The sequence below is a fragment of the Dysgonomonas sp. HDW5B genome (assembly GCF_011299335.1).
GTDB lineage: Bacteria > Bacteroidota > Bacteroidia > Bacteroidales > Dysgonomonadaceae > Dysgonomonas_A.
In genome coordinates this window covers 2,461,394-2,475,421 of the sequence record NZ_CP049858.1, presented here as the reverse complement: position 1 = coordinate 2,475,421, position 14,028 = coordinate 2,461,394, and the positions used below count along the sequence as shown (strand labels likewise).

Here is a 14,028-nt window from a genome sequence, read left to right as displayed (position 1 = left end):
AGTTCTTTATCAAAAGTATCTATCACTATATAAAAATTATAATCATCTAACTTCTTCGGATTGATTATCAGAGTATCAAAAGAAGGTGTATTCCTATAAAATTAATCCGTCTTTCATGTGGATAGTACGATCTGTTATCTTCGCCAACTCCTCATCATGCGTTACAATTACAAACGTTTGTCCGAACTGATCACGTAAATCAAAAAACAGTTTGTGGAGTTCTATTTTATTTTCAGTATCGAGACTACCCGATGGTTCGTCGGCTAATATGACCGAAGGATTATTAATCAATGCACGAGCCACCGCTACACGCTGTTTTTCGCCACCCGAAAGTTCATTCGGCTTATGTTCCAATCGCGAGGACAGCCCCAATAACTCAAGTAACTCTTTTGCTTTTTTCTTGGCTTCCCACTCTTTGGCTCTACCAATTAACGCAGGAATCATTACATTTTCGAGAGCTGTAAATTCGGGTAATAACTGGTGAAACTGAAAGACAAACCCAACGTTGCGGTTTCTGAAATCAGAAACGCCGGTATCATTTAATCCGGTAACTTTTTGCCCATTGATGATAACAGTTCCCGAATCAGCCTTATCGAGAGTACCTATTATCTGTAGCAAAGTCGTTTTGCCTGCCCCGCTTGCTCCCACAATAGATACAATTTCACTTGGGTTTACATGCAAATTTATACCTTTAAGGACTTGCAATTGCCCGTAACTTTTGGTTACATTCTGTACTTCTATCATATATCGAATTCTTTCATCCTTAATTATAAACAAAATTAGAAATAAATTGACAGGTTCGTTATCAAATCGACTAAATCGACAAAAATATTAAGCTTGCAGAACTTTTTATTGTTTTGGCTATAGGGGGTGAACCTGTGTGTTCACCTATTTAGGACAGACACATAGGTCTGCCCCTAGCAATAAAGATATATCATTAACTATTTTCTTTTACTTAAATGTGCCTTTAAAGACTTGCAATTATTGATATTAAACTTTTGTTACTATTTTTGTAAAGAATATAGGTATTCAATAATCACACTGTCTATAAATTAAAGAAAGAGTAAGTATTTATACTCATCTAAGTAATAAAAAAGGTCTGACACCTCTCTATAAATAAATGAAAAAAGTATTTGTTCTTATCCTATTCAGCCTAGTGTACATGTATGCAAATGCACAAACCTATCACAAGGATGATAAAGAAGGACTGATGCAAATACTCAGACAAGCGTCTATGGTAAGGGATAGCCTTAACCTTGAACAGTTAGGCTTGAATAGGCAGGATACTGTCAACTGGGAGACTTCGGACGAATGGATCAAGAAACTAAGTGGCTTGGAATGGAACGATAAGCTGCCCAAACGAGTAACTGCAATAGACTGGACAAGTGTTAATTTAGCCGGAAGTTTCAACTTTGGATATTTTGCAGAACTTCGCTCTCTTACCTGTACCCACAATCATATTTCGAATATAGATATTCAAAGAAATAAACTGCTACAACATTTGAATATTTCGTCAAATGAAATTGACAGCCTATCTCTATTAAACAACAAATCACTTATCGATCTTAATGTCTCAGGAAACGGACTAACTTCTCTTAATATCAGAAATAACAAGCAGATTGAGAATCTGAATTGTAGCTATAATGGATTAAAAGAAATAGACCTATCCAGAAATCAAGAACTTAAACACCTTGAAGTCCATTGGAATCAATTGGAAACTTTAGATATATCCAATAATAAAAAACTAACAGAACTGGCTTGTTATGCTAATTATCTGACCACACTAAATCTTTCGAAAAATACATTGCTGGAAAACGTGGATTGCTCTGAAAATAAACTGACCACGCTTGATCTGCAATCGAATCCCGGTCTATTTCATTTGGCATGTGACAAGAATCAGTTGGAAAATATATCTTTCGGAGCAACTTCGGCTCTGTCCATACTATCCTGCTCTGATAATAAGCTTCAGAATTTAGATTTACTTACGTTGAAAGAACTCAACATTCTCGATTGTAATAAGAATTCTATATCAGCTTTTGATTTATCCCGGAACACCAAACTTCAATTGCTTAAAATTTCAAATAATCCCCTTTCAATACTTGATGTTTCTCAAAACAATCTGCTGATGGAATTATACTGTTCCAACAACAAATTGGGAGAACTCGATATTACAAACAATCATGAACTGCTTTCGCTCGATTGTTCATCCAATACCCTCAATCATCTTAACCTATCGGAGAATATATATTTGTCGAAACTCGATTGTCGGTCTAATAAAATCATATCTCTGAAACTGGAAAGTAATCCTGCTATTACAGTCTTAAGTTGCGATTCGAATGAGATCAAAACTTTGGATGTAATACCTCTTCTCAAACTAGAGAAGTTGAATTGCTCGATTAACAGTTTAGATAAACTCGACTTGTCTAAAAATAGCGTACTTGCCGAACTATCATGCTCCGAAAACCAATTAAAAGAGTTGGATTTAAGCAACAACACGCTTTTAAAGTTTTTGGATTGTTCTATAAATACGATCGAATCATTGAATATTACTAAATGCAAGAACTTAACAGAACTGCATTGCGATGATAATGAACTAACCGATTTAGATGTTAGCAACAATCAAGAACTGACAGTACTTACATGCTCGGCAAATAGTCTCACGACAATAGACTTGAGTAATAGCCTGCAATTAAATATGCTGGACTGTTCCAATAATTCTCTGGATGACATCAACCTTCCACTAAATCACCGCTTACTTTATCTCGATTGTTCGAATAATAACTTAACTCATTTGAGTACCGACAGAAGCTTTTTCTTTAAAATGAATTGTTCGAATAATGCTTTATGTTTTTCGACTCTCAATTTTTCGGAATATACATTCCTGCGTAATTATACTTATTCACCACAAACAATCATCGACGGAGGAACAGTTAAATGTGGAGAAACAATAGACCTTAGCAGCGAATTTCTTAAAAATGGGAAGGAGACTCAATACCGTTGGTATGAAAGCGGCGAGGAAATTCTATTTGACGGAAAGGATGGTATATATGTTGTGCCCGAATCATTTGCAGGGGTAAATCTTACCTGTAGAATGACAAACGATACTTTTCCAAAACTCACACTTCGGTATAAGGTTTCGATAGAAGCTCCCGAAAAAAAGCAAGAATAGCTTATTTTTCATACCTTTGCCCCACAGAAAGTTGATGAGTTGACGAGCATACAAGTAAACAAGCTTGTCTGCTTATTTACTAACAACTTGTAACAAAAAAAAGAGAAAGAACAAAAAATGGCGATATCCTACCTTCAAGTAGATCAGCTTACCAAAAGCTTTGGTGATTTAGTATTATTCAGCGATTTGTCATTTGGGATTGCCGAAGGACAACGGATTGGCCTACTTGCCAAAAACGGAACAGGAAAAACAACCCTACTCAATATATTAACAGGAAAAGAATCGTATGATTCGGGTTCCGTAGTATTTCGACGTGACTTAAGAGTAGCATATCTGGAACAAGACCCTCAATATCCGGGTCATCTAACTGTACTCGATGCCTGTTTTCAATCGGGGACGGATGTAACTGATGTTATTGCCGAATACGAGAAAGCAATGGAGTTGGAAGACCATTCGAATCTGGATGATATCCTACAGCGTATGGATATGTTGAAAGCATGGGATTACGAGCAAAGAGCCAAACAAATCTTATCTCAATTAAAGATTCGCAACTTCGACCAGAAAATATCCGAACTTTCGGGAGGTCAGCTAAAACGGGTTGCATTAGCAAACGTATTGATTACCGAACCCGAACTGATTATATTGGATGAGCCTACCAATCACCTTGACTTAGATATGACGGAGTGGCTCGAAGAGTATCTTCAACGCTCTCGCCTCAGTCTTTTGATGGTTACTCACGACCGTTATTTCTTAGATAGAGTTTGTTCGGAAATTATCGAGATAGATCAAAAGCAACTGTTTCAGTACAAAGGCAATTACTCGTATTATTTAGAGAAAAGACAAGAAAGAGTAAGTAGTCAGAATAGTGAAATAGACAGAGCCAACAACCTGCTCCGCAAAGAACTTGAATGGATGCGTAAGCAACCCAGAGCAAGGGGTACAAAAGCGAAATCGCGTATAGATGCGTATTACGATCTGGAGAAAAAAGCGGAAAAGGAACGTGATCTGGGCAATGTACAATTACAAATGAAAGGCTCGTATATCGGAAACAAGATATTCGAAGCTAAACATATATACAAATCATTCGGCGACTTGAAAATCCTCGAAGATTTTAATTACGTATTCGCCCGATACGAAAAAATGGGTATTGTAGGAAACAACGGTACAGGAAAATCGACTTTCATCAAGATGTTGATTGGCGATGCCCTACCCGACAAAGGCGAATTTGATGTAGGCGAAACCGTTAACTTCGGATATTATAGTCAGGATGGATTGCAGTTCGATGATCAGATGAAGGTATTGGACGTTGTGCAAAACATAGCCGAAGTTATCGACTTGGGTAATGGCAACCGTCTTACTGCTTCACAGTTTTTGCAACACTTTTTATTTCCACCCGAAAAACAACACAACTTCGTATATAAATTATCAGGTGGAGAAAAACGCCGCCTCTATTTATGTACTGTATTGATAAAGAATCCAAACTTCCTTGTTCTGGATGAGCCAACAAATGACTTGGACATCATGACTCTGAACATTTTGGAAGAGTATCTGCAAAGTTTCAAGGGATGTGTTATTGTTGTATCTCACGACCGTTACTTTATGGACAAAGTGGTCGATCACCTGTTGGCATTCTCCGGTAATGCTCAGATAAAAGATTTCCCGGGTAACTATACCCTATATCGCGAGTGGAAAGAGGTACAGGAATTAATAGCAAAAGAAGCTGCCCAAGCCGAAAAGGTAAAAGAAATTAAAGAGGAAAAACCAAAGATTGAAGCTCCTAAAAAAGAAGAGAAGAAAAAAGTATCTTATAAAGACAAACGCGAATTCGAAGAATTAGATGCTCTTATTCCCAAGTTAGAAGAGGAGAAAACGAAATTAGAAAACGAATTATCCGATTCAAACTTATCATCCGAAGCTCTTTTGAGCAAGTCGAATCGCATCAGCGAGTTGATAAATGAAATAGAAGAGAAAACGTTGCGCTGGATTGAACTCAGCGAATTGATATAAAGTCACAGATCTTTTTTTCTGTTTTTTATAGGGGAGTATACCAATACTCTCCTATTTTGGTTTATAAAAAACAATCTAAGTAAAAGAAAATAGTTAATGATATATCTTTATTGCTAGGGGCAGATCAATGTGTCTGTCCAAAATAGGTGGACACACAGGTTCACCCCTACAACCAAAGCAATAAATAGTTATGTGAACTTAATTATCACATTTATAAATAAATTACTTTTCAGAATAAAGAGAAATAATTATTTTTATGCCCGAAAAAATAATTTTAAACAGGTCTGAGACCTTTTTTCGGCATAGATGCAGTTATCTGAAAAGTTTGTTTCTTACACACAGCCTTTACTCCAAGAAGAGTGGATAGATTTCGAGCAGGCACTCGAACAAGAATCGCCCACAAGTATCCGTATTAATCCGGCAAAAGCTAAGGGTTTACTCATTCAGTCAGAAAGGGTTCTTTGGTGCGAAACGGGTTATTATCTCGCAAAGCGTCCATCGTTTACATTCGACCCTCTTTTTCATGCAGGTGCATACTATGTACAGGAGGCATCCTCTATGTTTATAGAACAGGTATTTAAACAATATCTGAATGATGATATTAAAGTACTCGATCTATGTGCTGCTCCGGGTGGTAAATCTTCTCATATAGCAAGTCTTATATCAGAAGATAGTCTGTTGGTATCGAATGAGGTCATAAAGTCCAGATCCTTTATTCTTTCGGAGAATATGACAAAATTGGGGTATCCGAATGTAATTGTTACCAATAACGATCCGTCAGATATCGGTAATAAGCTTCCTTCTTTTTTTGATGCTATCCTGATTGATGCTCCTTGCTCGGGCGAAGGTATGTTTCGGAAAGATCCGCATGCAGTGGAAGAATGGTCGCCTGCAAATGTGCAGTTGTGCAAAGAACGTCAGCAACGTATTGTAGCCGATGTATGGGATGCATTGAAACCCGAAGGAATACTTATATACAGCACCTGTACTTACAACAAGCTGGAAAACGAGGAAAATATAAACTGGATACTCGATAATTTTGATGCTGAAATATTACCTATAGAAACTGATGCTAACTGGAATATCTCGCAGGCATATAATAATGAAGTGTTGGCACATCACTTCTTTCCCCATAAAGTAAAGGGAGAAGGCTTCTTTTTGGCAGCCATACAAAAGAAAGGAAATGTAACCTTCGAGAATCTATCATCCAACAAACGAAATAAAAAACAGAATACAACAAAACCCCAGACGTTGGCTCTAGAATATAAGAAGTATATTTCTCGACACGAAGAATATACTTTTTTCGATAAGAACGGATTGTGGTTTGCGTTTCCTGAGAAACAATACGAAGCTTTTTTACAGGTTAGCTCCCAACTGAAACTGGTATCAGCCGGAATCTATATGGGAGAATTCAAGGGGAAAGATTTCTTACCGCAACATTCTCTGGCAATGTCTAACCGGATCAATAAAGATGCGTTTACACTGCACGATATAGACAGAGAAACTGCCATTTCTTATCTGAGAAAGGAAGCTTTAGTATTTGAAAACCAACCCAAAGGATATATACTTCTGACTTACAAACATGTACCCTTAGGATTCATTAAAAACATAGGCAACCGAGCCAACAACCTTTATCCCAATGAATGGAGGATAAGGACAACTTATCAGCCCACTGAAATTATAGATGTACTTATATAAAAAAAGAGTTAGCTTAAACAGCTAACTCTTTCTATAATAAAAAAGTCTGTGACCTTATATTTAAAAGTCAAGAAACTCTACCTCTCCTGATTCGATATGATAGACAGCGCCCACAATATTGATTTCTCCTTTATGATAGGCTTCTTCTAATATAGGATCAGATTCTCTTAATTGTTTTACACCATTCATAACATTGGCTACAACTGCTAAGTTAGAATTCTTACCTGCAGTTTTAAGCACCTCCTGCTCTTCTTCCTCGCTTTTCAATTTACGGATAATCTTAGACACATGATCAGCCGATTTTTCCAAATCACCATCTAAATCTTCCGCATGATCCAATAAGGCCTGAATAGCTCCGCATCCTAAATGCCCCATTACCACAACCAAGGGAGTATGTAAATGCTCAACTGCATATTCGATACTGCCTTCTTCATAATCGCTCATGACATTACCGGCTGTACGTATCGAAAATATATCACCTAAACCCTGATCGAATACAATTTCGGGTGGTACACGTGAATCGGAACAACTCACGATAATACATTTGGGGTTCTGTCCTTTGGATAAGTCTTTTATCCTCTCCTGATCCTGACGCTCATGCGTAGACACACCCGAAAGAAAACGCTTGTTACCATCTTTTAGAATCTGCAATGATTCGGTGGCTTTAGATGGAGACGTTTCTACAATCATCTCAACTTTACGATCGGGATTAAAAGTTGAATTTTGAGAAGATACTACAGTGCCACATAACAGCATGGATAAGATGATCCCTGTAGTAGAATAAAAAGAGAAAGATTTCATAAAAATTGATATTAAGCCCAAAGAGCTATTTATTGCTATTGCAAGTAGTAACCAGATGAATTACAGCTATGAAACACATCATAAAACACCTTCAACTACTTACAATAAGCGTTTACCTAAATTGAGCGTAAAAGTAAAAAATGTATCTAATTTACAATTAAAAGTCGTCCTTTATTTTTCAAAAAACTTGATCTCTTTTCAAGAAGCCTTTCGCCCGATATTATATAAATAAATTCACATTTGCATTCTCGGCTCTGTCCAGATAAGCAGCAACACCACCGATAGTAATATTATCCATTAGTTCTTCCTGCTTGATTCCCATTACATCCATAGACATAGAGCAAGCGATAAGTTCGATACCATTATCAATGGCTTGTTGCATCAAGCTTTCAAGCGTATCTATTTTTTTCTCTTTCATAATATAGCGCATCATCTTACTTCCCAAGCCTCCCATATTCATTTTTGACAATCCCAGGTGGTTACTGCTCGAAGGAAGCATCATTCCAAACATCTTGCCTAAGAAATCTTTTTTCACGGCAGGCTTATTTGTTTTCTTGATTACATTCAATCCCCAGAACGTAAAGAATATACTCACTTTTTTACCCGAAGCCAATGCTCCATTGGCAATCACAAAAGAAGCCAGTGCCTTATCCAAATCATCGCTAAAAACAATCAACGTTTTATTATCTTTTGGAGTGGAAACTATTTCACAGGACGGAGCCTTTTCCGATTTTTCGACACAGGCAGTTACAACACCTCCCGTGTTATTGATACTGATCAGATTAGCACCTACCATGCGACACCAACCGCTAAGGTCTTCACCAAATGCCTGATCGGTTACCTTTATCTCTAATCTGTCACCCGCATTTATTTGGTCATAGTTCTTTTTTAATTGCATTATCGGACCCGGACATTGTAATCCGCAAGCATCTATAGTTATTGTTTTCATTTCTGATTCTGATTTAATGGGAGTATTATCAGGTGTTGTCGCTTTCTCAAAAGCTGCACCTGTTGATTGAATATCGGTTGCATTCGAATACGTTTTGTATCCACCCGACAGATTATAAACATCGGTATAACCATGCTGATGCAAAATGCGTGAGGCTAAATATCCACGTAGTCCAACAGCACAATACAGTATGACCTTTTTATTTTTAGGTATTTCGGATAATCTCGAACGAAGGTCATCAACAGGAATATTTATTGCACCTTCGATATGGGCAAATTCAAACTCTCCGCTTGTTCTTACATCGATAACAGATATTTCGTCCTTGCTTACTTTATCCAGTTCTCTCCATTGAATAACCTTAACTTTATTCTTCAAGATGTTATCAGCTACAAATCCGGCCATATTCACAGGGTCTTTAGCCGATGAATAAGGGGGAGCATAGGCATGTTCAATTTCCATCAGATCATAGATAGTACCGCCTTTTTTAATAACCTGAGCAAATAAATCGATTCGCTTATCGACCCCGTCAAAACCTACGATTTGTGCCCCTAACAATTTCCCGTCAACAGGTGAAAAGTTTATTTTTATCGATAAAGGCAAAGCATTCGGATAATACCCTGCATGAGAATTACCATGCGTGAATGAAGATAAATGTGCAATATTTTCCCGATCCAATAATTTAGAAGATGCTCCCGTTGCTGCTACGGTCATATCAAATACCTTAGCAATGGAAGTACCTATGGTTCCAGTATATTTATAAATATTGCCTTCCAATATATTATCTGCAACTATACGTGCCTGTTTATTGGCTGGTCCTGCCAAAGGAATCAATGAATGTTTGCCGATTACGGGGTTAAAAACCTCGACAGCATCACCCAAAGCATATACATCGGGATCAGAAGTCTGCATATAATCGTCAATCTTTATTCCTCCCAACGAACCCAACTCCAAGCCTGCTTCTTTTGCCAAATGTACTTCAGGACGCACACCAATACTTAGTATGACCATATCAGCTGATATATCCTTTTTGCTTGCAAGTAATACCTTTATCTCATTTACATTCGATTCGAAACCTTCGACTACTTCCTCTAATAACAAACCGACTTTCTTACTCTTCAGATGCTGATGTACAAGGCTTGCCATCGAAAAGTCGATAGGAGTCATCACTTGATTGCTTCGTTCTATTACGCAGACTTCAAGTCCCGCATCCTGTAAGTTTTCAACCATTTCGAGGCCTATAAATCCACCACCTATAACAACTGCTCTCTTGGGATTATGCTGATCGATATAAGATTTTATATGATCCATATCGGGAACGTTTCTTAATGAAAATATCTTAGGATTATCGATTCCGGGCATCGGTGGTTTGATGGGTTCAGCCCCTGTTGAAACTATTAACTTGTCATAGCTCTCAGTATAGCTTTCATTGGTTAAACGATTCAGCACCGCAACCGTTTTACTTTTTAAATCAATAGCAGTTACTTCCGATTTAATCCGTATATCAATATTGAAACGGTTCACAAAACCTTCTACCGTTTGTACAAACAATCGGTCTCTTTCGCTAATAGTTCCACCAATATAATAAGGCAAACCACAATTGGCATACGATACATATTCACCCCGCTCGAATAAAACAATCTGGGCATCTTCACTTTCTCTTCTCATTCTCGCAGCCGCCGTAGCTCCTCCTGCAACTCCTCCTATAATAACTACTTTCATCTTATATTAAATTTACTATTAAACATATTTGCTACTAACAATAATATAATTAAATAAAAATGGAATTTAATTCCATCAAAGATACCAGATCTTTTTACCAGAGTATTCAAAATCATAACAATTATAACCTATCAAAACTCGTAAAAATCAACTATCTATTTATTCTGCTAAAGCTAAAAATTGCGCACTCAATCCTTTAAAATCCATTTCTTGTTTCAACATTTCTTTAACTTTAATTTTTCCCGATTCACTTAATGTAAATATCATTTGACGTTTATCGACTGCCCCCATCGCACGAACTATATACCCTTTTGTTTCAACTGTATTTATAACACGAGAAACGCGTGAGTTCGACAAGCCTACAAATTCACACAATTCATTGGCCGATTTAGGTTTACCATCTTTCAGACAACAAAGTATCATCCCCTCATTGATAGTGATGCCATTTTTTTCGGCAAACTCTTTTTCGAAATTATAGAGAGCTTTATATATATCTTTTAACTTACAAATTGATTCCATTAAACATATTTGCTATTAGAAATTATTTTCAAAGTAAATCATTTATATTGAGAATACAAAAACAAATGATTTTTTTTATGAAAAAATTACTATTATACCACTAAAACATCGAACGAAAACATATTAAGAAGAATCACGTGCTCTCTTTTTCTTCCCTATTTTCTTTCTGTGATCTCTTATACAGCAAGCTATTAAGGAATAATAATACAAATACTTCGAATGCGTCCTCTAAATTAACTACCTTTGTGCAGTATTTACAAAAGCGATATTAAGGAACTAAACCTTTTTATTCTTTTGGTAAGTAAAACTGCAACTGCTAGTTATAGCGGTCAGTACAATATTAAAAACATTCAAATAATTAAAAACATCAAGATGAGCAGCAGAAGAGATCTAAAAAAACTAATTAATAACTCAATGGGGTTATTATATAACGACTGCATATTTTACAAAGTATTTACACACAGTCCGAACATCCAAAAAGCCGATGAGATTATTCTCAAAATAGCTGATGCACATACCGATCTGATTAATCGTTTGAGCGTATCTGAAGGAAAAGAAATTAAAAGCAGAACTAAAGCTTATTACAAAAAAGTAAAAGAAGATTTACAGGCTCAGGTCAATAAATTTGGATTAGAAATTCAAAAATTAGTCTGACATTCGGTATATGCAAAAGCTTAGTAGTTTCATCCTAAAAAAAATAGGATGGAAAATTGTCGGAATTACCGACTTACCCACCAAATGTATCATATGTGTTGCGCCACATACCAGCAATTGGGACTTACTTTTAGGTAAATTGATCTATTTATCATTAGGTCGAAAATCTTATTTTCTTATAAAGAAAACCTGGTTCTTCTTCCCGATGAATCTATTGTTCAATGCAATGGGAGGAATACCGGTCGACCGGTCAAAGAAAACATCGCTTACCGAACAAATGACTTCGGAATTTTCTCGTCGTGATGATTTTCAATTAGCCATTACACCCGAAGGTACACGCAGCAAAAATAACGATTGGAAACGTGGCTTTTACTATATTGCAACAGCAGCCAATGTGCCTATTGTTATTGCAATACTTGATTATAAAGACAAAACTGCGTATTTCGATTCTGTTTTCACTCCTACGAGAGATGCAGATAAAGATATCACTGCAATACAAGATCGTTATAAGAATGCAAGTGGCAAACACCAAGAAAAGTTCTCATCAGGAAATGAACAATGAAGATGCAAAACTAAGAATAAGCCTTCTCCAAACCGATATAAAATGGGAAGACAAAGAGTACAATCTTGCAACTCTTGAAAGATATATATCAGAACTGACCGGAAAGACAGACCTAATTGTCCTTCCGGAAATGTTTTCTACAGGTTTCTCGATGAACAGCCATCTATTGGCAGAAACAATCGAAGGAAACACAATCCACAAACTACAAATATGGGCAAAACAATATGATGTTGCTTTAGCAGGAAGCTTTATTGCCCTCGATAATAAGGAATACTACAACAGAGGATTTTTTATTACACCATCCGAAGCAACATTTTACGACAAAAAACATCTGTTTAGAATGGGTGACGAATCCAGGCATTTCTCCGCAGGAGATAAACAATGTATCATACAATACAAAGGATTTAATATTTGCCTTTTGATTTGTTATGATCTTCGATTTCCTGTATGGGCACGTAATGTAAATAATAAATATGACTTGCTTATATATGTAGCCAACTGGCCCGATTCGAGAAGTAGAGTATGGAATGTACTACTCGAAGCTCGTGCTTTAGAGAATCAAGCCTACGTTTGCGGCGTAAACCGTGTAGGAAAAGATGCTATCGGACTTTCATATATCGGACAATCGGCATTAATCGATTACAAAGGAAATAAACAAGTTTATTTAGACAGTGCTATTGAAGAAGTAGAGACTGTTGAAATCTCGAAAGAAGAGTTAAATTTATTTAGAAATAAATTTCCTGTATGGAAAGACGCAGATAAATTCACTCTTATTTAAAGATAAAACAAGATAAGAAAACATACTAATATTTTATAGAATAAATGTCTTTTTAATCTCAGTAAACAAGATCAACAGATGTTTGTTATATAATTAAGTAATACTAAATAGAGTAAATAATGAAAAAATTGGTAAAATTGTCATTCGCGCTAGTAATGATACTATCGTTAGGTATAATGGCACAAAGTTGTAAATCATCAAAAAATTCGGCTAAAAATGATTATCCCGGAGAAAACACTCCGAACATTTCAGGAACCTGGATTTTGAAATCACTAAACGGTCAACCCGCGACAAGTCTTTTTAAAGGAAAGATCCCTACAATGAACATTGATATTGTAGAAAACAGAATATTCGGAAACGGAGGCTGTAACGGATATACCGGAATGTATACTTATTCGAAGGGAATCCTTTCTGCCCCTAATTTAGCTTCAACTATGATGATGTGTGTTGAGGAAAATCAGGAACACCAATTCCACACAGTTTTGGGTCAGTCTAATAAAGTTTCTTTAGCTAATAATAAAACTTTGATACTGTCTAATAACGGAAAAACTGTTGCCGAATTTGAAAAAGGTATCGACACATCTCTTCTTTCGGGAGAATGGAAATTAGAATCAATCGCAGATGGTGATGTAAAAGCATTGTTTACCGATAAAGAACCAACTATATCGTTCGACCTTGCCGAAAGCAGATTAGGTGGAAATGCAGGATGCAACCGTTATAATGCAACCTACAAAATAGAAGGAACAACAATAACAGTGGGTCCCGTAATGTCTACAAGAATGGCTTGTCCTAATATGGAAGGTGAATCTAAATTCACACAAATCATAACAGGAGCATCGACTTTAGAAGCTTCTATGAATAAGATTACTTTCTCTAAAGAAGGAAAAGCGGTTCTTACTTTTGTAAAAGACGTAAAATAAAAAAGTAATATACACATATATTCATTACTGCACTTTATTGCGATAACCGGCTATTTTGAATATAATTACTAAAGCAATAAAGAGGTCTGAGACCTTTAAATATAAAAGCAGTGAATCATTTATTCACTGCTTTTATATTTTATGTATTACCTTTGTCTTAAACAACATATAAAGATATTAAGGTCACAGACATTTTTATTGCTTTGGTTGTAGGGGTGAACCTGTGTGTTCACCTATTTAGGACAGACACAT

11 protein-coding genes are annotated in these 14,028 nt (G+C 36.3%); 7 read left to right on the top strand and 4 right to left on the bottom strand.

Annotated features, from left to right (window positions below):
* Window positions 1-93 precede the first annotated feature (93 nt).
* Entirely contained in the window at window positions 94-744 is a 651-nt protein-coding gene (locus G7051_RS10165; protein ID WP_166200018.1) for an ABC transporter ATP-binding protein, read from the bottom strand.
* Window positions 745-1,120: 376 nt separating this feature from the next.
* Between G7051_RS10165 and G7051_RS10160 the strand changes: the two genes are divergently transcribed.
* From G7051_RS10160 to G7051_RS10150, 3 genes are all read left to right on the top strand, one after another.
* Window positions 1,121-3,169 (top strand): leucine-rich repeat domain-containing protein, encoded by a 2,049-nt coding sequence (locus G7051_RS10160; protein ID WP_166200016.1) that lies wholly within the window; start codon window positions 1,121-1,123, stop codon window positions 3,167-3,169.
* 117 nt (window positions 3,170-3,286) lie between these two features.
* Window positions 3,287-5,176 carry an ABC-F family ATP-binding cassette domain-containing protein gene (locus tag G7051_RS10155; protein WP_166200014.1) on the top strand — a complete coding sequence of 630 codons (1,890 nt, stop codon included), beginning with the start codon at window positions 3,287-3,289 and terminating at the stop codon, window positions 5,174-5,176.
* A 306-nt stretch (window positions 5,177-5,482) separates the two neighbouring features.
* Window positions 5,483-6,874 carry an rRNA cytosine-C5-methyltransferase gene (locus G7051_RS10150; protein WP_166200012.1) on the top strand — a complete coding sequence of 464 codons (1,392 nt, stop codon included), beginning with the start codon at window positions 5,483-5,485 and terminating at the stop codon, window positions 6,872-6,874.
* Window positions 6,875-6,934: 60 nt separating this feature from the next.
* Here the strand turns inward: G7051_RS10150 and G7051_RS10145 are convergent, their stop codons facing one another.
* The 3 genes from G7051_RS10145 to G7051_RS10135 all read right to left on the bottom strand — a co-directional run bounded on the left by G7051_RS10145 (window position 6,935) and on the right by G7051_RS10135 (window position 10,862).
* Window positions 6,935-7,675 (bottom strand): carbonic anhydrase, encoded by a 741-nt coding sequence (locus tag G7051_RS10145; protein WP_255493185.1) that lies wholly within the window; start codon window positions 7,673-7,675, stop codon window positions 6,935-6,937.
* A 220-nt stretch (window positions 7,676-7,895) separates the two neighbouring features.
* The gene (locus G7051_RS10140) at window positions 7,896-10,343 is read right to left on the bottom strand and encodes an FAD-dependent oxidoreductase (RefSeq protein ID WP_166200010.1); all 2,448 of its coding nucleotides are present in this window, start codon (window positions 10,341-10,343) and stop codon (window positions 7,896-7,898) included.
* Between the two features lie 159 nt (window positions 10,344-10,502).
* Entirely contained in the window at window positions 10,503-10,862 is a 360-nt protein-coding gene (locus G7051_RS10135; RefSeq protein ID WP_166200008.1) for a MarR family winged helix-turn-helix transcriptional regulator, read from the bottom strand.
* Window positions 10,863-11,234: 372 nt separating this feature from the next.
* Between G7051_RS10135 and G7051_RS10130 the strand changes: the two genes are divergently transcribed.
* The 4 genes from G7051_RS10130 (at window position 11,235) to G7051_RS10115 (ending at window position 13,776) form a co-directional block, all read left to right on the top strand.
* The gene (locus G7051_RS10130; protein WP_166114604.1) at window positions 11,235-11,516 is read left to right on the top strand and encodes a hypothetical protein; all 282 of its coding nucleotides are present in this window, start codon (window positions 11,235-11,237) and stop codon (window positions 11,514-11,516) included.
* 10 nt (window positions 11,517-11,526) lie between these two features.
* Window positions 11,527-12,078, top strand: a complete 552-nt coding sequence (locus G7051_RS10125) for a 1-acyl-sn-glycerol-3-phosphate acyltransferase (RefSeq protein ID WP_166200006.1) — start codon at window positions 11,527-11,529, stop codon at window positions 12,076-12,078.
* The gene (locus G7051_RS10120) at window positions 12,029-12,856 is read left to right on the top strand and encodes an amidohydrolase (RefSeq protein ID WP_255493183.1); all 828 of its coding nucleotides are present in this window, start codon (window positions 12,029-12,031) and stop codon (window positions 12,854-12,856) included. Before G7051_RS10125 ends, G7051_RS10120 begins: the two co-directional genes overlap by 50 nt.
* 119 nt (window positions 12,857-12,975) lie before the next feature.
* The gene (locus G7051_RS10115) at window positions 12,976-13,776 is read left to right on the top strand and encodes an META domain-containing protein (RefSeq protein WP_166200004.1); all 801 of its coding nucleotides are present in this window, start codon (window positions 12,976-12,978) and stop codon (window positions 13,774-13,776) included.
* Window positions 13,777-14,028 lie beyond the last annotated feature (252 nt).